Annotated in this window: 19 protein-coding genes and 1 tRNA gene; 5 read left to right on the forward strand and 15 right to left on the reverse strand. The window is 66.9% G+C overall.

Features of this window, described 5'->3' with window-relative positions; translation table 11 throughout:
* Positions 1-33 precede the first annotated feature (33 nt).
* From lexA to ACP15I_RS06785, 6 genes are all read right to left on the reverse strand, one after another.
* Positions 34-726: a transcriptional repressor LexA gene (lexA, locus tag ACP15I_RS06760; protein WP_424974461.1), complete on the reverse strand. Its 693-nt coding sequence runs from the start codon at positions 724-726 to the stop codon at positions 34-36.
* A 158-nt stretch (positions 727-884) separates the two neighbouring features.
* The gene (gene glp / locus ACP15I_RS06765; protein WP_424974462.1) at positions 885-2,078 is read right to left on the reverse strand and encodes a gephyrin-like molybdotransferase Glp; all 1,194 of its coding nucleotides are present in this window, start codon (positions 2,076-2,078) and stop codon (positions 885-887) included.
* Complete coding sequence (moaC, locus tag ACP15I_RS06770; protein WP_424967531.1) at positions 2,071-2,550, reverse strand: cyclic pyranopterin monophosphate synthase MoaC; 480 nt, start codon at positions 2,548-2,550, stop codon at positions 2,071-2,073. Before moaC ends, glp begins: the two co-directional genes overlap by 8 nt.
* A complete protein-coding gene (trpC, locus tag ACP15I_RS06775) occupies positions 2,547-3,362 on the reverse strand; it encodes an indole-3-glycerol phosphate synthase TrpC (protein WP_424974463.1) in 816 nt (271 codons plus the stop codon). Before trpC ends, moaC begins: the two co-directional genes overlap by 4 nt.
* Entirely contained in the window at positions 3,359-4,378 is a 1,020-nt protein-coding gene (gene trpD, locus ACP15I_RS06780; protein WP_424974464.1) for an anthranilate phosphoribosyltransferase, read from the reverse strand. The genes trpC and trpD overlap by 4 nt, the downstream gene beginning before the upstream one ends.
* Positions 4,375-4,956, reverse strand: a complete 582-nt coding sequence (locus ACP15I_RS06785; protein ID WP_424974465.1) for an anthranilate synthase component II — start codon at positions 4,954-4,956, stop codon at positions 4,375-4,377. The genes trpD and ACP15I_RS06785 overlap by 4 nt, the downstream gene beginning before the upstream one ends.
* A 268-nt stretch (positions 4,957-5,224) precedes the next feature.
* Between ACP15I_RS06785 and ACP15I_RS06790 the strand changes: the two genes are divergently transcribed.
* Positions 5,225-7,012, forward strand: a complete 1,788-nt coding sequence (locus ACP15I_RS06790) for a divergent polysaccharide deacetylase family protein (RefSeq protein WP_424974466.1) — start codon at positions 5,225-5,227, stop codon at positions 7,010-7,012.
* Between the two features lie 22 nt (positions 7,013-7,034).
* Here ACP15I_RS06790 and trpE read toward each other — a convergent pair whose 3' ends face one another.
* From trpE to fabI, 8 genes are all read right to left on the reverse strand, one after another.
* A complete protein-coding gene (gene trpE, locus ACP15I_RS06795; protein WP_424974467.1) occupies positions 7,035-8,552 on the reverse strand; it encodes an anthranilate synthase component I in 1,518 nt (505 codons plus the stop codon).
* A 61-nt stretch (positions 8,553-8,613) separates the two neighbouring features.
* The gene (locus ACP15I_RS06800) at positions 8,614-10,458 is read right to left on the reverse strand and encodes a SurA N-terminal domain-containing protein (protein ID WP_424974468.1); all 1,845 of its coding nucleotides are present in this window, start codon (positions 10,456-10,458) and stop codon (positions 8,614-8,616) included.
* A 185-nt stretch (positions 10,459-10,643) separates the two neighbouring features.
* Positions 10,644-11,837 (reverse strand): aminotransferase, encoded by a 1,194-nt coding sequence (locus ACP15I_RS06805; protein ID WP_424974469.1) that lies wholly within the window; start codon positions 11,835-11,837, stop codon positions 10,644-10,646.
* Entirely contained in the window at positions 11,834-12,850 is a 1,017-nt protein-coding gene (locus ACP15I_RS06810; RefSeq protein ID WP_424974470.1) for a hypothetical protein, read from the reverse strand. Before ACP15I_RS06810 ends, ACP15I_RS06805 begins: the two co-directional genes overlap by 4 nt.
* Positions 12,851-12,883: 33 nt before the next feature.
* Positions 12,884-13,387, reverse strand: a complete 504-nt coding sequence (gene gpt, locus ACP15I_RS06815) for a xanthine phosphoribosyltransferase (protein WP_424967540.1) — start codon at positions 13,385-13,387, stop codon at positions 12,884-12,886.
* Positions 13,388-13,469: 82 nt separating this feature from the next.
* Positions 13,470-14,081, reverse strand: coding sequence for a LysE family translocator (locus ACP15I_RS06820; RefSeq protein ID WP_424974471.1), 612 nt, complete (start codon positions 14,079-14,081; stop codon positions 13,470-13,472).
* Positions 14,078-14,689, reverse strand: a complete 612-nt coding sequence (locus ACP15I_RS06825) for a LysE family translocator (RefSeq protein WP_424974472.1) — start codon at positions 14,687-14,689, stop codon at positions 14,078-14,080. The genes ACP15I_RS06820 and ACP15I_RS06825 overlap by 4 nt, the downstream gene beginning before the upstream one ends.
* Before the next feature lie 3 nt (positions 14,690-14,692).
* Positions 14,693-15,511 carry an enoyl-ACP reductase FabI gene (gene fabI / locus ACP15I_RS06830; RefSeq protein WP_424974473.1) on the reverse strand — a complete coding sequence of 273 codons (819 nt, stop codon included), beginning with the start codon at positions 15,509-15,511 and terminating at the stop codon, positions 14,693-14,695.
* A gap of 119 nt (positions 15,512-15,630) precedes the next feature.
* Here fabI and pdxH point away from each other — a divergent pair, with 119 nt between their 5' ends.
* The 4 genes from pdxH (at position 15,631) to ACP15I_RS06850 (ending at position 17,537) form a co-directional block, all read left to right on the forward strand.
* The gene (pdxH, locus tag ACP15I_RS06835; RefSeq protein WP_424974474.1) at positions 15,631-16,236 is read left to right on the forward strand and encodes a pyridoxamine 5'-phosphate oxidase; all 606 of its coding nucleotides are present in this window, start codon (positions 15,631-15,633) and stop codon (positions 16,234-16,236) included.
* A gap of 140 nt (positions 16,237-16,376) precedes the next feature.
* On the forward strand, positions 16,377-16,883 hold the full coding sequence (locus ACP15I_RS06840; protein ID WP_424967545.1) for a cold-shock protein: 507 nt from the start codon (positions 16,377-16,379) through the stop codon (positions 16,881-16,883).
* Between the two features lie 14 nt (positions 16,884-16,897).
* A complete protein-coding gene (locus ACP15I_RS06845; RefSeq protein ID WP_424967546.1) occupies positions 16,898-17,395 on the forward strand; it encodes a DUF192 domain-containing protein in 498 nt (165 codons plus the stop codon).
* A 65-nt stretch (positions 17,396-17,460) separates the two neighbouring features.
* Positions 17,461-17,537, forward strand: a tRNA-Pro gene (locus tag ACP15I_RS06850).
* Positions 17,538-17,687: 150 nt separating this feature from the next.
* Here the strand turns inward: ACP15I_RS06850 and ACP15I_RS06855 are convergent.
* Complete coding sequence (locus ACP15I_RS06855) at positions 17,688-18,161, reverse strand: hypothetical protein (protein ID WP_424974475.1); 474 nt, start codon at positions 18,159-18,161, stop codon at positions 17,688-17,690.
* Positions 18,162-18,229: the final 68 nt, after the last annotated feature.

An 18,229-nucleotide genomic window follows, 5' to 3' on the forward strand; every position in this document is an offset into this window, starting at 1 on the left:
GGCCCCTCGAAATCTCTGCGCCGTGGCGCGTGCTTAGTAGGAGCGGATCAGCCCGACCAGTTTGCCCTGCACCCGGACCATCTCGGCCGGGTAGACACGGGTCTCATAGGCCGGGTTCGCCGCCTCCAGCGCGATGGCGTTGCCGCGCTTGCGCAGGGTCTTGAGCGTTGCCTCGTGCCCATCGACCAGCGCGACCACGATATCCCCGCTCTCGGCGGCGTTGGTCTCGCGGATCACCACGATATCGCCGCTGTTGATGCCGGCATTGATCATCGAGTCGCCCTTGACCTCCAGCGCGTAATGCTCGGCATCCTGGCGCATCATCTGGCCGGGGACGGCCACCGTGTGGGACACCTCGCTGATCGCCTCGATCGGCGTACCGGCGGCGATCTTGCCCATGACCGGCAGTTCGACCGCATGGATCTCGGCCACGGGCATCGCGCCTCGGGGCGGATCCGCGCGGTCGCCATCGATGACTTGCGGGGCGAACCCGGTGGATTGCGACATCAGCGCCTCCGGCAATTTGACGATCTCGATGGCGCGGGCCTTGTGCGCGAGACGGCGGATGAAGCCGCGCTCCTCCAGCGCCGTGATCAAACGGTGAATCCCGGATTTCGACCGCAGGTCGAGCGCGTCCTTCATCTCGTCGAACGAAGGCGGTACACCGTCGCGCTGCAGACGCTTGTGGATGAATTCCAGCAACTCGATTTGCTTCTTGGTCAGCATATCTGCTCTCCCTCTTCGGGCACCTGTCGCCCGGCACCGCTCGCAGAGTTGCTAAAACCGGTAAACAAGGTCTTAACCTGCTGCGAGTTCCTGTAGTGTTCTAAACCTGTTCCTGATTTGTGTCAATCATGCTGCAAAAGAGTGGCGCGCCGAGGGTGTCAGAGGGGAATATAGGCAACATCCGCACCCTCGGCGGCGGGATCCGCATGGGGGGCGCGCACCAGCAGGCAATCGGCTAAGGCGAGCACGGACATCAGCCCGCTATCCTGACGCGGGGCCGGGTCGATCCAGGCGATGCTGTCGCGCCATGTCAGCTGCGCGCGCATATAATGCTCGCGCGGGCCGTTCTTGCCGAGCGGACGGGCGAGTTTGCCGGCCCGTTGGGCGCGCGCTTCGGCAGGCAGGCCCTGCAGAGCCCGCAGGGCCGGGACCACGAATAGCGTGCCGCAGACCATGGACGAGACCGGATTGCCGGGCAGCCCGATCAGCAGCGCAGCTCCGAAGCGCCCGCACATGAGCGGTTTGCCCGGGCGCATGGCGATCTTGTAGAAGGCGCGCTCCAGCCCCAGATCCCCCGCGACGCGCGCCACGAGATCATGATCGCCGACCGATGCGCCACCGATGGTCACCACCATGTCCGCATCCCCGGCGAGGTCGAGCACGGCGGCCAGCCCCTCGGATGTGTCGGGCGCAATTGGGAGAAGACGAACCTCCGCCCCGGCAGATTCGAACAGGGCCTTCAGGCCAAAGCTGTTGGACGCGATGATCTGGTCCGGGGCCGGGGTCTCGCCCGGCATCACCAGCTCATCTCCGGTTGCGATCAGCGCCACACGGGGGCGGCGATACACGCTGAGCATTGGCAGGTTCATCGAGGCGGCGAGGGCCACATCCGCCGGGCTCAGCACGCGGGGCGCGGACATCCGGTCGCCGATCTTGAAGTCATTGCCTTCGGGTCGGATATTCGCGCCGGGCGCGGTCGTCTCGACCAGAGTGATGCGGTCGCCGCTGCGGGTCACATCCTCCTGGATCACGACGGTTCCGGCGTCCTCGGGCACCGGCGCGCCGGTAAAGATCCGCACGGCCTGACCCGGATGGACAATCCCGTCCCAGCCATGGCCTGCAGCGCTCTCGCCCACCACGTCGAGCGTTAGCCCCGCCGCGCCGTCCTCTGCCCGGACAGCGTAGCCATCCATGGCCGAAGCGGCGAAGGGCGGTTGGGTCCGCGCGGCCACTGCGTCATGGGCCAGCACGCGCCCGGCGGCGGTGATCAGCGGGACCTCTTCGGTCTCCAGCGGTGCAACAAGGGCGAAGAGCGCCTCAAGCGCCTCCGCCACGGGCACGAGGTTACTCATCGGCTGTGAACCGCCCCGATTTGCCACCATCCTTGAAGACCAGCCGCGTGTCGGTGATCTGCATCCGCTTGTCCACGGCCTTGACCATGTCGTAGATCGTCAGCCCCGCGACGGAGACCGCCGTGAGCGCCTCCATTTCGACGCCTGTCTGGCCCGAGGTCTTGACCGTCGCCTCGATCCGCACGCCCGGCAGATCCGCATCGGGGGTCAGCTCCAGCGCAACCTTGGTGATCGGCAGCGGATGGCATAGCGGGATCAGATCGGCGGTCTTCTTGGCCCCCATGATCCCGGCGAGCCGGGCCACGGCGAGCACATCGCCCTTCTTGGCGGTGCCTTCGGTGATCATGGCCAGCGTCTCGGGCGCCATGCGGACGGCGCCCTGGGCGATCGCCATACGGTCCGTGACCTCCTTGTCGGAGACATCGACCATATGGGCCGCGCCTTGGGCGTCAAAATGGGTCAGACCGCTCATGCTGCGCCCTCCATTGGGACGGGGTTGGCCAGCAGGTCGCGCGTGGCGGCGGCAACGTTGTCCTTCCGCATCAGGCTCTCGCCGATCAGGAAGGTGCGCGCGCCATAGCCCGCGAGATCGGCCAGCTCGGCCGGGCCGCTCAGACCGGATTCCGCGACGATCAGCCGGTCCTCGGGGATGCGCGGTGCGAGGGTCCGGGTGGTGTCGAGCGTCGTCTCGAAGGTTTTGAGGTTGCGATTGTTGATCCCCATGAGCGGGGATTTCAGCCGCAAGGCGCGGTCCAGCTCGGGCCCGTCATGGACCTCGATCAGCGCGTCCATGCCCCAGCCGAAGGCCGCATCCTCCAGCTCGGCGGCTTGCGCGTCCGAAACGCTGGCCATGATGATCAGGATGCAATCTGCGCCCATGGCCCGGGCCTCGGCCACTTGGTAGGTGTCGTACATGAAATCCTTGCGCAGCACCGGCAGGTCGCAGGCCGCGCGGGCGGCGACAAGGTAGTCCTCATGCCCCTGAAAGCTGGGCGCGTCGGTCAGCACCGACAGACAGGTCGCACCGCCCTCGGCATAGGCGCGGGCGATGGCGGGCGGGTCGAAATCGGGCCGGATCAGCCCTTTGGACGGGCTGGCTTTTTTGACCTCGGCAATAAGGGCGTAGCCCGTGCGCGCGGCCTCCTGCAAGGCTCCGGCAAAGGGGCGCAGGGGGCTGGCGGCCTTGGCAGCGGCCTCGACCTCCGCCAGGGGACGCGCGGCCTTGCGGGCGGCGACCTCTTCCAGCTTGTAGGCTTTGATCTTGTCGAGAATGGTGGTGCTCATGCCGCCTCCGATGTGATCTGTGCAAGGCCCTGAACCTTGGCCAGTGCCGCCCCGCTATCGAGGCTTTCGGCTGCCAGCGCCGCGCCCTCGGGCAGGGCGGTGACCTTGCCCGCGACCTTGAGCGCCGCCGCCGCGTTCAGCAGAACCGCGTCGCGATAGGCCGAGGGCTCTCCGGCGAGCAGGGCGCGGAAGGCCACGCCGTTTTCCTCGGGCGTGCCGCCGAGAATGGCCTCGAACGGGTGGACCGGCAGGCCGGCCTCCTCGGGATGGATTTCGAACTCGGTCACCGCGCCGTTTTCCAGACCGGCCACCCAGGAGGTGCCGGTGATCGTCAGCTCATCGGTGCCGTCCGAGCCATGGACGAGCCAGGCCGCGTCACTGCCAAGCGCCGCGAGCGTCTCGGCCATGGGCCGTATCAGGTCGCGCGAGAAGGCGCCGGTCAGCTGGCGCGCGACCCCGGCCGGGTTCGTCAGCGGGCCCAGAATGTTGAACATGGTGCGTGTGCCCAGCTCGGCCCGGGTCGGCATCACATGGCGGATCGCCGGGTGGTGCATCGGGGCCATCATGAAGGCGATGCCGATCTCCGACAGGGCGCGTTCGACGACCTCGGGGCCGACCATGACATTCACGCCCATCTGGCCGAGCGCATCCGCCGCGCCGGATTTCGAGCTGAGATTGCGGTTGCCGTGTTTCGCCACGGGCACGCCCGCGCCTGCCACGACAAAGGCCGTGGCGGTCGAGATGTTCAGGGTGCCCTTGCCGTCGCCGCCGGTGCCGACGATATCCATCGCCCCTTGGGGCGCGCGGACCGCGTTGCACTTGGCGCGCATCACCGCGGCGGCGGCGGCGTATTCCTCGACCGTTTCGCCCCGGGTGCGCAGGGCCATCAAGAGCCCACCCATCTGGGACGGGGTCGCTTCGCCCTCGAACAGGATCTCGAAGGCGGCTTCGGCCTCGGCGCGGGTCAGGGCGCGTTCGGCGGCTGCCCCGATCAGGGGTTTGAGCGCGTCACTCATGCGGGCACCGGCACGGTCTCGAGGAAGTTCTGCAGCATCTTGTGGCCATGCTCCGAGGCGATGGATTCAGGGTGGAACTGCACGCCGTGGATGGGCAGGCTGCGATGCTGCAGACCCATGATCGTGCCATCCTCAAGCCAGGCCGTCACCTCCAGCTCGGGGGGAAGGCTGTCGCGGTCCACGACCAGCGAATGGTACCGCGTCGCCTTGAACGGCGAGGGCAACCCGGCAAAGAGCCCTTTACCCGAATGGTGCATCACGCCCATCTTGCCATGGACGATATCCGAATGGCGCTGGACCTTGCCGCCAAAGCTCTGCCCGATGGTCTGGTGCCCGAGGCACACCCCGATGAGCGGCGTACCGGTCTCGGCGGCGGCTTCGGTCAGGGCAAGGCAGATCCCCGCCTGATCCGGATCCGCCGGGCCGGGGCTCAGCATGATCGCATCCGGGCGCAGGGCCATGGCCTCCTGCACATTCAGCGCGTCATTGCGGTGCACCTGCACATCCGCGCCCAGCTCGCCCAGATAATGGACAAGGTTATAGGTGAAACTGTCGTAGTTATCGATCAGGAGCAGCATGTCTCGAGCCTTTGTTTCCCGGCCACGGGCCGCTTCATCGGAACAGCCCCTTGATCCCCCAGCGTGGGAGGAGGGTCAAGGCCCGGTCCTGCTGCAATGATGCGCGATGGGTAGCGTCCGGGCGCGATCCGTGCCTGATCCGGGCTTGATCCTGGGGCAGGGCTGCGGGATCCGCTTGCAATCACGGCGGGGGGCGCGATGATCGGGACAAGACGCATCGCGCCACAGGCGGCGCAGACGTCGGTTTGGCAAAGCAAGAGCGGATGGCATGGGCAAGGGGCTTTTATCAGGGCTGTTCTGGGGCGGCGCGGCGAGCATGATCCTGCTCGTGGCGGCATCGCTCTATTTTCCGCTGCGCGACCTCAATGATGCCATGACCCGCGGGCCTGTCTCGGGGGAGCGCAGCCTGCTTGCCGATCCGCCCGAGGCGTTGCCCGGGGCCGAACTGCAGGAAACCGCACCGGATCTTGCCGCCGCCCCCGAGGCCGGGGCGGATGATGCGGGACTGTCCCAGCGCGCATCGGGATCCGTACCGCAGAGCACCGCGCCGCAAGCCCCCGGCCTGCGGCAGGTGGTCGACGCGCCGCCCGCAGGGCTCGACCCGCTGCCGCCCGTGGCCGCTGCAGAGCGTGATGTGGCCGTGGAAAGCGCCGCCCCGGCAGAGCCGGAGGCAGTGACCTCACCGGCGCCGGGACCAGATCTGACGCTTGCGCGCCCGTCTCCGGCAACTGCCATGCCCGGCGGCGCTGCCCCGGCTCTGGTCGCGCCCGACACAGGCGGCGACAGGGTTCCGACCGCGCTGCCCGCGCCGGCCACGGACGTGCCGGTGGTGGCAAGTGCCGCGCCGGTTGCCACTGCCCCCGAGGTTGCGGGGGCGGCAGCGCCGCGTCTTCCGATGGCGCAGCAGGCCGAAACAGCGCCCCTGTCGCCCGTGGCCATAGCAATGCCGTCCGAAGACGCGGCCGCCCCGCGCGCGCCTGACGCCCCGATGCGCACCGCCCCGGAGGTCAGCGCCGCGCCGGAAACGCTCCGCCTTGCGGCCCCCGTGCAAGCAGCGCCGCAAATCGCGGAGCAGGGCATCGCCGCGCCCAGCCCGGATCTTGCGCCCGCGGATCTGCCCCTGCCTCCGGTCGCGCCGCGCGCCGTGAGCCGCCCCGCACCCCCGCCGCAACCGCCCGCGCCGGAGCCTGACTTCGCCGTTCCGGCGACGGAAGAGGTCGCGCCGCCCAGCGGGGTCTTGCCCCGGCGTCTGGTGCTGGACAGTGAGCGGTTTGCCATGGCCGGGCCGGGGATCTCCGGCCGGATCCCGCGGATCGGCGGTGCGGGGACCACTCCGAGCGCTCTCCCCGACACGCCCCGCGCCGAAGCGGGGGCGCCGGTCGGGGCGCTGACCCGCAATGGTCAGGACTTCGCAGCGCCGAGCACTGCATCCCTCCTGTCGATCCTGGTGGAGGCGTCGTCGGATGGCGGCCTCGATCCCGATGACCTGACCGCGCGGCGCCTTCCGCTCTCCGTGGCAATCGACCCGAGCCTGCCCGAGGCGGCCCGCCTTGCCACCGGGATGCGGGCTGCCGGGCATGATGTTCTGATCACTCTGACGGGCCTGCCAAGCCGCCCCGAGCCGCGCGATATCGACGTGGCGCTCTCAGCGCATATCGCACGTCTGCCCGAGGCGGTCGGGGTTTGGGTGCCGCGCACGAGCCCGGTCCTGTCGGACCGGGTGTTGCTGCGCCACCTCTCGGAGGTTCTGGCCCAGACAGGGCACGGCCTGATCACGCCGGGCGGCGGGCTGGATGCGGCGGTGCAGGAAGCACGGCGTGCCGGGGTCCCGGCAGCCGCCAGCTTTGCCGAGGTCGCGGCACAGGACGCGCTTGCCCTGCGCCGCACGCTGGACCGCATTGCCTTGCGGGCGCGGACGGGACAGGGCGGCGTGGTGCAGGCATTTGGCGGCCCGGATGTGCTGCGTATGCTGGCGGGATGGAGCGCAGGCTTGCCCGCAAACGAGGTCGCGGTCGCGCCGGTCTCGGCCTTCCTTCAGCGGGTGGGCACGCCCTAGCCGCGCGGGCCGACCGGGTGGCCTAGCCGTTGCCCTGCGCGCCGTTGGCGAAGAGCCCGGCCTGTTCGGCTGCCGTGCGGATCGCCTTGGACTTGTTGACGGTTTCCTGGAACTCGGCCTCGGGGTCGCTGTCAAAGACGACGCCGCCGCCAGCCTGGATGTAGAGCTTGTCGTCCTTCACCACCGCCGTGCGCAGGGCGATACACATATCCATGTCGCCATTGGCCGCAAAATACCCGCAGCCACCGCCATAGACGCCGCGCTTTTCCGGCTCCAGTTCGTCGATGATCTCCATCGCGCGGACCTTGGGGGCGCCGGAGACGGTCCCGGCGGGCAGGCCTGCCAGCAAGGCCGAGAGCGCGTCGTGATCCTCGGACAGCTCCCCGACCACGTTCGAGACGATGTGCATCACGTGGGAGTAGCGCTCGATGATGAACTCTTCGGTCGGGCGCACGGTGCCGATCTTGCTGACCCGGCCCGTATCGTTGCGCCCCAGATCGAGCAGCATCAGGTGCTCGGCCAGCTCCTTGGCGTCTGCCAGCAGATCCTCCTCAAAGGCCTTGTCTTCGGCCGGTGTCTTGCCACGCGGACGGGTGCCGGCGATGGGCCGGATCGTGACCTCGCGCCCAAAGACCCGGACAAGGATCTCGGGCGAGGCGCCGACGATCTGGAACCCGCCGAAATTGAAGTAAAACATGAACGGCGACGGATTGGTGCGCCGCAAGCTGCGATAGAGCGCGAAGGGCGGCAGGGGAAAGTCCTGCGTCCAGCGCTGGGATGGGACGACCTGAAAGATGTCGCCCGCGCGGATATAGTCCTTGGCTGTCTCGACCGCGTCCAGATAACCCTGATGGGTGAAGTTCGACACGGGCGCGCCCAGCTCGGCGGTCTCGCCCAGATCGCGGCTCTCGCTGCTGGCGGCCCGTTCGAGGTCGCGCACCGCGTCCATCACCCGCTCGGCGGCCTGAGCATAGGCGGCGCGGGCCGATTGACCGGAGCTCGCCCAGACCGGCGAGACCACGGTGACCTCACCCTTCACCCCATCCAGCACGGCGACGACCGAGGGGCGCACCAGCACCGCATCGGGCAGGCCGAGCGGGTCAGGGTTCACATTGGGCAGATGCTCCACCAGCCGGATCATGTCATAGCCGAGATAGCCAAACAGCCCGGCAGCGATCGGGGGCAGGTCATCGGGCATGTCGATCCGGCTCTCGGCGATCAGGCTGCGCAGGGCAGTCAGCGGATCGGCCTCCAGCGTCTCGAAGGCGTCGGCGTCAAACCGGGCCGAGCGGTTGATCCGCGCGGTCTCGCCCCGGCATTCCCAGATCACATCCGGCTTCAGCCCTACGACCGAATAGCGTCCGCGCACCTCGCCGCCCGTCACGGATTCCAGCATGAAGCTGTCCTTGCGGGCCCCGGCGAGCTTGAGCATCAGCGAGACCGGCGTGTCGAGATCAGCGGCCAGCCGGGTATAGACCACCTGGTTGCGGCCCTCGGCATAGGCGGCCTCGAAGGCGTCGTAATCTGGGATCAGGGCCATGGCGCGGTCTCGTTCTGGCAGGGGCTCGGGCGGTCGGCGGGCCGGGCCCGCCGCAGCAGGGTCAGGGGAACTGGGCCTGCACCGCGTCGATGGCGGCTTGATTGATGGTGATGCCCGCCTCGATCTGAAGCGCGGTGGCATAGGCGGTGAAGATGTCCTCGACGAGGCCCTGGTTGATGCTCTGGCCGAGCACGCCTTGCAGGAACTCCGCATCGGGATCCGCGTCATCCGGGGGCAGGATGCCATCGAGTTGAGCCAGATAGACCGCGCCATTGCCGGGCACGAGGGCGACCGCATCGGTGGCGTCGAGCGCGAAGACCTCGGTCACGAGGCTGGGCGGCGTTTCTTCGATGAAGGCCTCACGGGTGAGGGCGTCCTCGACCCGGGGGGTGAGACCCAGCGCGGCAAAGCTCTCGCCCGCGCGCAACCGCTCGGCCAAGGCCTCGGCCTCGGTCATCAGGGCGGCGTCGATCTGCGCGGCGCGCCAATGCTCGGCGACGGTATCGCGGATCTCTTCAAGCGGCTGGAGCCGGGGCGGGGTGATCCCATCAAGACGCAGGGCGAAGACACCCCCGTCATCGAGGATCGAGATTTCCGGGAAGTCGCCATCGCGCAGGGATTGAACCGCCTCCTGGACCTCCGGATAGGCGGCGATGCCTTCGGTGCTGCCCGCGGCCAGCGAGAGAGAGCCCAGCTCCGCCGGGGTATCGGCGGCAAGCTCTTCGAGGGTGGCCCCACCGGCCAGCAGATCATCGAGCGCTTCGATCTCGTCGGCCACGGCGCGGCGAGCCGCATCCCCCGCAAGGGTCGCGGTCAGCTCTTCGCGGGCCTCTTCGAAGCTGGTGATCTGGGCGGCGAGCAGGGCATTGACGCGGTAGAGCGCGGGACCGAGGGGCGAGGGCAGGGGGCCGACAACGCCGGTCTGGGTCAGGCCGAACACGGCCTCGGCGACCTCGTCCTCCAGATCGGCGCGGGTCACTTCGCCCTGATCCACATCATCGAGGCTCAGACCGCGCGCGGCGAGCAGGGCATCGAAGTCCTGACTGCCATCGGTGATCGCGGCAAGCGCCTCCGCCGCCTCGCTGTCGGAGTTGAAAACTAGCCGGTCGATCAGGCGCCGTTCCGGGCGCTGGTAGATGCTGGCAGCCGCGTCATAGGCCTGCCGCAGGTCTGCCTCGCTGGGGGCAACCTCGTCGAGCATCATCTCGGGGCTGAGCAGGACATAGGTGATCTCGCGGGTTTCAGGCAGGGTGAACTCCGCCGCATTGGCCTCGTGATGGGCCTGCAAGTCGCTGTCGGTCGGTTCGGGAATGTCGAGTGTGACGTCTTCGGCCGCGAGCACGGCCCAGGTGAAATCGCGCCGCGCGCCGATGAAGTCGAACAGCGTCTCGGTATAGGTCTCGGGCACGCGCAGCGCCCCCGCCACGGCATTCTGCAGCAGGTTGCGGGCGGCCTCGTTGCGGATGCGGGCCTCGAACTGCTCGGGTGTCAGGCCGCTCGATTGCAGGGTGAAGGTATAGGCCTCGCGGTCAAAGGCGCCGTTCAGCCCGGAAAAGGCCGGGATTTGCTGGACCCGTTCAGCCACCCGTTCATCCCCGACGGAGATTCCCATCTTGGCGGCTTCGTTGTCGATGGCGGCGGTGTTCACGAGTTGGGCGAGAACCTGTCGATCGAGCCCGATCTGCCGCGCCTCGGCCATGGGCACCGCGCGGCCCGATTGCTGCGCCGCCGAGCGGAGCTGGTTCTGCAGGGCGCGGCCGTAATCGGTGACGGTGATCTCCGTATCGCCCACGCTGGCCACTTGCGAGTTGGAGCCGCCGAAGCTGGAGACACCGAAGCCCGCAAGCCCGAGGATCAGAAGGCCCATCAGAATGAACATGAAGATGTTGGAGGTTTTACCCTTCATGGCGTTGGTCTCTCCTCGAGCGGATCCGGCGTTGGGTCGGCGCAGATAACGTGGTGCGATGTGTTTAGGGGGTTGCGCCGATGGCGGCAAGCGGATGGCGGGCGTGGCGCGTCAATTCCGCGGCAAAGACGCGTGGGACGGGCGGATTGGGGGCCAGCCCCCAAACCCCCGGGATATTTCCGGACTTAAGATCGGGAGACGGGCGCGTAACCGGCGAGCCGGTCTGCGAGGGCGGAGATGCCCTGGGCGTCGATATTGGCGAATGCAAAGCGCATTTCCTGCCGGCCGCGCGCGGCGCCTTGGGGGGCGAACATGGTGCCCGGCAAGGCCAAAACGCCGATATCCGAGACCATGCGTTCCGCCAGCGCATCCGAGGCGATCCCCAGCCGGTGGCGGGCATAGCCGAAATAGGCGCCGCAGCCCGGCAGGTCCCAATCCGGCAAGTCCCGGAAGGCGGCCTCCATCGCGGCGCGGCGGGCGAGGATTTCCGCCCGTTCCCCGGCGAGCCAGTCATCGAGATGCTGCAGCCCCCAGAGGGCGGCGCGCTGTCCCAGCTGCGGGGCGCAGATCTGCACCGTATCCAGAAATTTCTCGACCTGGGCGAGGCGCGCGGGGGAGGTGGCGATGGCCCCGACGCGGTGGCCGGTCAGCCGGTAGGCCTTGGAGAAGGAGTAGAGCGAGATCACCGTCTCGTCCCAGTCGGGATCCTGCAACAGGCTATGGGGCGCGCCCGCGCGGCTGTCGAAGTCGCGATAGGTTTCGTCCACGATCAGGGCCAGCCCATGGGCGGCGGCGAGGTCGCGGAAGGCTGCGAGCAGGATGTCGGGATATTCGGTGCCGCAGGGATTGTTCGGGCTGACGAGCACGATGGCCCGGGTGCGCGCATCGATGAGCGCGGCAGCGGCCTCGGGGTCCGGCAGAAGGCTCGGTCCGGTATCGAGCGCCCGAGGCTCCACCCCGGTCATCTGCAGCCACATCTGGTGGTTGAAATACCATGGCACCGGCAGGATCACATTGTCGCCCGGCGCGGCCAGGGTGGAGATCACGGCGGCGAAAGCCTGATTGCAGCCCGAGGTGATGCCGATCTGCTGGTCCGAGACGGGGCCGCCATAGCGCCGTGTCATCGACGCGGCGAGGGTGTCGCGCAGCGCGGGCAGACCGAGGACGGGGCCGTAGAGGTGGCTGCCATCATCGTCCTCGATGGCCGCGATCATGGCGGCGCGCAGGGGGGCGGGCGGCGGTGCCACCGGGGCGGCCTGGCTGACATTGAGCAGTTCCAGACCTGCCGGCAGGCTGGCAGCGGCGAGCCAGCGCCGCGCCTCCATCACAGGCGGGGACTGGGTGGCGGTCATGCTCGGGGCGAGATGCGCGTGGGTCATGGCAGTGACCCGGGGGGTGGGGGCGGCGCGACGCGGAAGAGGCGGCAGAGACATGTGAAGCCCGCCAGATAGTAGAGCCCGGCACCGCGATAGAGGCGCGCGGCCATGAGCAGGGCTGTGGGCCAGACGATCAGCGCGTAGAATATCAGGATGGCGCTGCGCAGCGCGACGCCCTGACCGCGCGCCAGAAGATCGTTGGAGGCATGGATATAGGCCTCGACCACATCCGAACGCTCCGGAAAGCGCGCGCGCAGGGCACGCATCTGGCTCAACTCGAAGCAGTCATCCGGGCGCCCGAGCAGGTCCACGGCCGCCGAGGTCATCACGCAGGCGGGCTTGCAGCCCCCGGCGGTTGCGGCAAAAACCGCGTGGGCATTGGCCTTCTGGCGGGCAATGGGAATGGTCGGTGACAGGTGGCGCGTGTCGAACAGAGCAGTCATCTCGAAGCCCATGGCCGCGATCCGTACCTCAAGCTTTCGGCCATCCACCAGGTGCGTTCCGTCCCAGGGCAAGGGAATGTGGCTCCTCCCGCTCCGGGTGGCCGCCGTGATCGTCTGCACCGCTCCGTCATCGACCCTGACGGTCACAGGGAATTTTCCCCGCAGCGCGGCCCGTTTTTCGGACAGCTCCTCGGATCCTGCGGAGGGCCAGCTGATCACCATCATCTCGGGCGTCGCGGCATCGGGCTGAAACTCGTAGGACAGCGAGGCCTGCGAGACATCGACATTCGGGCGTTGCCCCTCAAACAGCAAGTCGCGCGAGATACTGCTCCGGCGCAGGGTGTAATGGGACAGGCGCGTGTTGCGCAGGATATCCTCATCATCCTTGTCCCCGGTGACCGAGAACTCGGCAACCGTGTCCGGAGTGTCCGCAGGCAGGCTGGGGTGCAGCCGCGCCATGATCACGTAAAGATCGCTGCAATCCGGATAGACTGTCGCGGCCCCCATGGCGGGCCCCGCCACGGAGGCAGCCGCAGTGGCCTGGATCATCTGGCGTCGCGTATAGGGGGCCATGGGTGTTGCAAGCTCCTCTGGTCTGCGGCGCTGTTATGCGCCGCGATAGGGCTCAACATATTGCAGGGCCATGTCCCAGGGAAAGAAAATCCACGTATCCTGGCTCACGCCGGTGATGAAGGTGTCCACCATGGGCTCGCCCTTGGGCTTGGCGTAGACGGTGGCAAAATGCGCTTTGGGATACTTGGCGCGCACCACTTCGAGGGTGCGGCCGCTATCGACCAGATCGTCGATGACCAGCACGCCGGTGCCATCGCCCATAAGCCCGGCATCGGGCTCGTTGAGCACGGTGGTCTGGCCCTGGGTCTGGTGGTGATAGGACTGCACCGAGATCGTGCCGACCTGCCGGATGTCCAGCTCACGCGCCACGATCATCGCCGGAGCCATGCCGCCACGGGTGATCGCAAGGATCATGCGCCAGGCGCCATCCTCGCCCGGGCCGCGCTTGTCCAGCCGCCAGGCCAGCGCCCGGCTGTCCCGGTGGATCTGGTCCCAGCTGACGTGAAACCCTTTTTCATGCGGCAGTTGGTCGGTCATATCCCTCTCCGTCCCCAGTGCTCTTGTTGTGTCTCTATGACAGGTTGCGTGAAGTTGCCACTGCTCTTGGCGCGGTCCGGCCTCAGGTCAGGGCGATGCGGGCGCCAACCGTGGCCAGCGCCACGCTCAGCACCCGGTCCGAGACGCATTTCATTCGCAGATAGAGCGCCCGGGGCGCAGGCAAGGAAAAGAGCCGCGCCACGATCATGTACCAGCCGGTTTCGACCACGAAGACCGAGAGGAGCACCAGCGCCATCTCGAGCCCGGTCGCATCGGCAGGCAGGATGCCGATGAAAACCGCGCCGAAGAAGACCGGCACTTTGGGGTTCGACAACTGGGTCACGAGCCCGAAGCGAAACACCGACCAGAGGGAGCGGGCGCGTCCGCTCGACAGCGCCGGCAGCGGGTCGGGCGCGTGGCGCCACATCATGAAGGCCACAAAGAGGAGGAACCCCGCGCCGGCAAATTTCAGAACGGTCAGGAGGACGGGCATGACCTGGAATACGAGGGCCAGACCGAAGAGCGCGGTACCCGCCCAAATCATCGCACCCGCACCAAAGGCGACAGCAAGGGCAAGGGCGGACTTCAAACCCTCGGCGGCGGCCACGCGTGTGATCACCACGAAAGAGAGGCCGGGACTAATCGCGGCCATCAGATGGATCAATGCGATAGAGGCAAAGGCCGCCAGTGTCATGGCGTCCTGTCCAGCAAGAGGCGCAGACCAAGCCCGCCCAGCACCGCCGCCGTCAGCCGGTCGAGATGGGTTTTTGCCGCCTGATAGGCGCGGCGCGCCCGCGGTCGGCTGAGCGCAACCGCCAGCACGCTATAGACCGCGATCTCCATCATGAGGTGGTTGAGCGCGACAAAGGCGATCTGGGCTGCGCCGAGGTCGGGCGGGAAGATCACCACCAGAACGCCTGACGCAAAGAGCACGGATTTCGGATTGGCGAAATTCACCGTGACCCCCCGGCGAAAGGCCCGGCGCGGCGTCACGCGGGGCACGGCGCCGAGTGGGGCCTTGGCGGTCTTCCAGGTCCCCCAGGCGATCCAGATCAGGTAGAGCGCCCCGAGGGTTTTCATCACCAGATAGGAGGCCGGAAAGAGCGCAAAGAGAAGGTCGAGCCCCAGAAGGGCCGCCAGCGTCCAGAGCGCGGCCATGCTGCCCAGCCCGATGCCTGTCCAGATCGCGCTGCGCCGGTCCACCGAGATGGCGGTCTGCGTCAGCACCAGAAGGGCCGGCCCCGGGCTCGCCATCGCCACCAGCAAAGCGGCGTTGAAGGCGAGGAACTGGGACAGCTCCATCGCTTACTTCCGGCCTGTCACCGCATCGATATCCGGGGCGTCCACCGCCTTCATGCCGACGACGTGATAGCCTGCATCCACGTGATGCACCTCGCCGGTCACCGCGCTCGACAGATCCGACAGGAAATAGAGCGCCGATTTGCCGACCTCATCCTGTGTCACCGTCCGGCGCAGGGGGGCGTTGAGCTCGTTCCACTTCATGATGTAGCGGAAATCGCCGATGCCCGAGGCAGCCAGGGTCTTGATCGTGCCCGCGCTGATGGCGTTGACGCGGATGTTCTGCTTGCCGAGATCCTCGGCCAGATACTGCACGCTGGTTTCCAGCGCGGATTTCGCGATGCCCATCACATTATAATGCGGCATCACCTTCTCGGCACCGTAATAGGTCAGCGTCAGGAGCGAGCCGCCGTCGGTCATCAGCTTCTCGGCGCGCTGGCACACGGCGGTGAAGGAATAGACCGAGATATCCATGGTCATGCGGAAATTGTCCGCACTGGTGTCGACATAGCGCCCGCGCAGCTCGGACTTGTCCGAGAACCCGATGGCGTGGACCACGAAGTCCAGCTTGCCCCAGCGCTCGGCCAGACCGTCGAACACCGCGTCCAGCGAGGCCGGATCGCTCACATCGCAGTCAAAGAGCTCGGTCACCCCCAGCTCGGCCGCCAAAGGCTCGGCCCGCTTGCGAAACGCATCACCCTGATAGGTAAAGGCCATTTCGGCACCCTGGTCGGCCAGGGCCTTTGCGATGCCCCAGGCGATCGACTTGTCGTTGGCGAGCCCCATGATCAGGCCGCGTTTTCCGTGCATCAATCCCGTTGACATCTGTCGTCCCTTGTCCGCCGCATGCAATTCGGCACCGTTTAGGCGATCAAGTTCTTTGCTTCAAGGGAACGCTGTGCCACATACCAGCGGAACACTGCAGCAAGGCAACAGAGGCTGAGATGGCGGAACGCACCGGGATATTTGCAGGAGAGGATCCATTTGCTCTGGCGCGCGCCTGGCTGGCCGAGGCCGAGGCGAGCGAGCCCAACGATCCCAACGCCATCGCTCTGGCCACGGTCGACGCCGCCGGCCTGCCCAATGTGCGTATGGTTCTGCTGAAAGAGATCGAGGCGGATGCCTTCGTCTTCTACACCAATTACGGCTCGGCCAAGGCGCAGGAGATCGACAGCGCGGGGCAGGCGGCCTTTGTCATGCATTGGAAGTCCCTGCACCGGCAGATCCGCGTCCGCGGACCGATCACCCGCGAGGACGGGCCCAAGGCCGACGCCTATTACAACAGCCGTTCGCTGCAGAGCCGCATCGGCGCCTGGGCCTCCGAGCAATCCAAGCCCCTCGAGAGCCGCGGCAGTCTGATGGCGAAAGTTGCGAAAATCGGTCTTGAAAAGGGGCTTTCTCCGGAACGGCCTCCCTTCTGGGGCGGGTATCGGTTGCGCCCGGTCGAAATGGAGTTTTGGGCCGATGGCGATTTCCGGTTACATGATCGTTTTCGGTGGGTCCGCGAGAATGATGAAAAAACTTGGAAAATCAACCGGTTGAACCCGTAACTTGGCGGCGCACCCCGCGCAACCCCTTTGAAAGACAAAGTTTTTGTTGCACGCACCGTTAACACATGTGACCATTAACAAATCAGGACCACTCCCTGACTTAACCTTGCGTAACCCGGATCACTGCCGTGCAGAAGCCTATGACTAGCAGTCCAGTTGTTTACGGGACCGTCAAATGGTTTGACCCTAAAAAGGGCTTCGGCTTTGTGGTTGGCGAGGCGGATGGCCCCGATATTTTGCTGCATGCCAATGTCTTGCGGAATTTCGGGCAAAGCTCGGTCGCCGACGGTGCGCAGATCCAGATCCGTGTGCAGGAGACCCCCCGCGGCGTTCAAGCCGTGGAAGTGGTAGCAATCACCCCGCCGGAACTCGATGAGGATGTCTCGGGCCCGTTGGGGGCTGCGCAGAACTTCGATGACGTTCCCATGGTGCCGGGCCGAGTCAAATGGTTCGACAAGGTCAAGGGCTTCGGCTTTCTGAACGTCTTTGGCGGGGATGAAGACATCTTCGTGCATATGGACGTGCTGCGCCGTTGCGGTTTTTCGGACCTGCAGGCGGGCGAAGCCGTGGCCGTGCGCATCGGCGAAAGCGAGCGCGGGAGCCTCGCGCTCGAGGTGCTGAGCTGGGACGCCGCGCAATCCGAATGATCTCGTATCTGACAATGCCGGACCTGGGTGCCTTTGGCGCGCGGGCTTTGCGGTATGTGGCGATCTGTGCCGCGCTGTGTCTGGGCGGGGCTGCCCATGCGGCTTGTGCGCCGGACCGCGTGACCCTGCAGGGGCCCTGGGGGCAGGCGCAGTTCACGATCGAGCTGGCCGATGACGATGCGGAGCGGGGCCGGGGACTGATGTTCCGCGAAAGTATGCCCCAGCGCGCTGGCATGCTCTTTGTCTATGAGCGGCCGCAATCGGTGTCGTTCTGGATGCGCAACACTCTGATCCCGCTCGACATGATCTTTGTCGACAAAACCGGGATCGTGCAGCGGGTGCATTCCAACGCCGTGCCGCTGGATGAAACCCCGATCTTTGGCGGCGACAACATCCTTGCGGTGCTTGAGATCAATGGCGGGCTCGCGCTGCAATACGGCATCGCGGCGGGCACGCTGCTGCAGCATCCGTCCTTTGACCAGAGTACGGCCGCTTGGCCATGCGACGACTGATCCCGCTGCATCCCGGCGAAATCGCGCTTTTCAATCCCGGTCAAGGAAGCTAAGCACTGCCTCGTCGGGGCGTAGCGCAGCCTGGTAGCGCGACGGTTTTGGGTACCGTAGGTCGCAAGTTCGAATCTTGCCGTCCCGACCATCAGCAAACTCCACCGCAACGGCCTTTCTAACGGCACATCCGGTAATATGGATGGACCGGGCCTCGGCACGTGCGCCTTTCACGCGATGGTGGTCCTTCGACGGTTTGAGCGACGGCCTGATCCGAGGCGGCAAACACCGCCCCCGGGGATCAGGCGGACAGGCGTTTGCGCAAGGCCAAGCCGCCAAGTGCCGAGAGCAGCAGCAGCAGCGCAGGCGGCAGCGGCACCGGGGGCACCTCGGGCGTCGGGCGTTCTTCCTGGCTCGCGGGCGTGGGGGGCTCTTCGAAGGGCGGAAAGAAGGGCGGCTCCTCGGCGGGCGGCGTCGGATCGGGCATGATCGTGTCGGCCACGCTGGTGGAGCCATCGTCATCCCCACCATTCAGCACGAGAATGGCGATCAGGATGCCGGCCAGAACGGCCACGACCACGGGGTCGATGGCCGGCACGGCGGGCGCGGGCGTCAATGGTGTTGCCACGGGGACAGGGGCCGGAGCCCGCGCCGCAACCGGAAAGGCATACTTGCCCCCGATATAGGCGTCCTTGGTCACCGCGAGATAAGCCCCCTGCGCGTCATGGGCGACCACCACGGCAGAGGCTGGACTGGTCAGGGCGCACATCGCCATGACCGCCAGGGGGCGGAGAGGGTTAAGAGTCATCAAACAGTCTCACTCGTTACAAAACTGAGACCGTG

It is taken from the genome of Dinoroseobacter sp. S124A, assembly GCF_049801015.1.
GTDB lineage: Bacteria > Pseudomonadota > Alphaproteobacteria > Rhodobacterales > Rhodobacteraceae > Dinoroseobacter.

Excerpts from the sequence above, each read along its gene's own strand:
- ACP15I_RS06790 (WP_424974466.1), top strand. The coding sequence starts at position 5,225 with ATGGGCAAGGGGCTTTTATCAGGGCTGTTCTGGGGCGGCGCGGCGAGC.
- gpt (WP_424967540.1), bottom strand. The coding sequence starts at position 13,387 with ATGACCGACCAACTGCCGCATGAAAAAGGGTTTCACGTCAGCTGGGAC.
- fabI (WP_424974473.1), bottom strand. The coding sequence starts at position 15,511 with ATGTCAACGGGATTGATGCACGGAAAACGCGGCCTGATCATGGGGCTC.
- ACP15I_RS06820 (WP_424974471.1), bottom strand. The coding sequence starts at position 14,081 with ATGACACTGGCGGCCTTTGCCTCTATCGCATTGATCCATCTGATGGCC.
- pdxH (WP_424974474.1), top strand. The coding sequence starts at position 15,631 with ATGGCGGAACGCACCGGGATATTTGCAGGAGAGGATCCATTTGCTCTG.
- ACP15I_RS06800 (WP_424974468.1), bottom strand. The coding sequence starts at position 10,458 with ATGAAGGGTAAAACCTCCAACATCTTCATGTTCATTCTGATGGGCCTT.
- lexA (WP_424974461.1), bottom strand. The coding sequence starts at position 726 with ATGCTGACCAAGAAGCAAATCGAGTTGCTGGAATTCATCCACAAGCGT.
- trpD (WP_424974464.1), bottom strand. The coding sequence starts at position 4,378 with ATGAGTGACGCGCTCAAACCCCTGATCGGGGCAGCCGCCGAACGCGCC.
- ACP15I_RS06810 (WP_424974470.1), bottom strand. The coding sequence starts at position 12,850 with ATGGCCCCCTATACGCGACGCCAGATGATCCAGGCCACTGCGGCTGCC.
- ACP15I_RS06840 (WP_424967545.1), top strand. The coding sequence starts at position 16,377 with ATGACTAGCAGTCCAGTTGTTTACGGGACCGTCAAATGGTTTGACCCT.
- ACP15I_RS06855 (WP_424974475.1), bottom strand. The coding sequence starts at position 18,161 with ATGGCGATGTGCGCCCTGACCAGTCCAGCCTCTGCCGTGGTGGTCGCC.
- ACP15I_RS06785 (WP_424974465.1), bottom strand. The coding sequence starts at position 4,956 with ATGCTGCTCCTGATCGATAACTACGACAGTTTCACCTATAACCTTGTC.
- glp (WP_424974462.1), bottom strand. The coding sequence starts at position 2,078 with ATGAGTAACCTCGTGCCCGTGGCGGAGGCGCTTGAGGCGCTCTTCGCC.
- moaC (WP_424967531.1), bottom strand. The coding sequence starts at position 2,550 with ATGAGCGGTCTGACCCATTTTGACGCCCAAGGCGCGGCCCATATGGTC.
- trpC (WP_424974463.1), bottom strand. The coding sequence starts at position 3,362 with ATGAGCACCACCATTCTCGACAAGATCAAAGCCTACAAGCTGGAAGAG.
- ACP15I_RS06805 (WP_424974469.1), bottom strand. The coding sequence starts at position 11,837 with ATGACCCACGCGCATCTCGCCCCGAGCATGACCGCCACCCAGTCCCCG.
- ACP15I_RS06845 (WP_424967546.1), top strand. The coding sequence starts at position 16,898 with ATGCCGGACCTGGGTGCCTTTGGCGCGCGGGCTTTGCGGTATGTGGCG.
- ACP15I_RS06825 (WP_424974472.1), bottom strand. The coding sequence starts at position 14,689 with ATGGAGCTGTCCCAGTTCCTCGCCTTCAACGCCGCTTTGCTGGTGGCG.
- trpE (WP_424974467.1), bottom strand. The coding sequence starts at position 8,552 with ATGGCCCTGATCCCAGATTACGACGCCTTCGAGGCCGCCTATGCCGAG.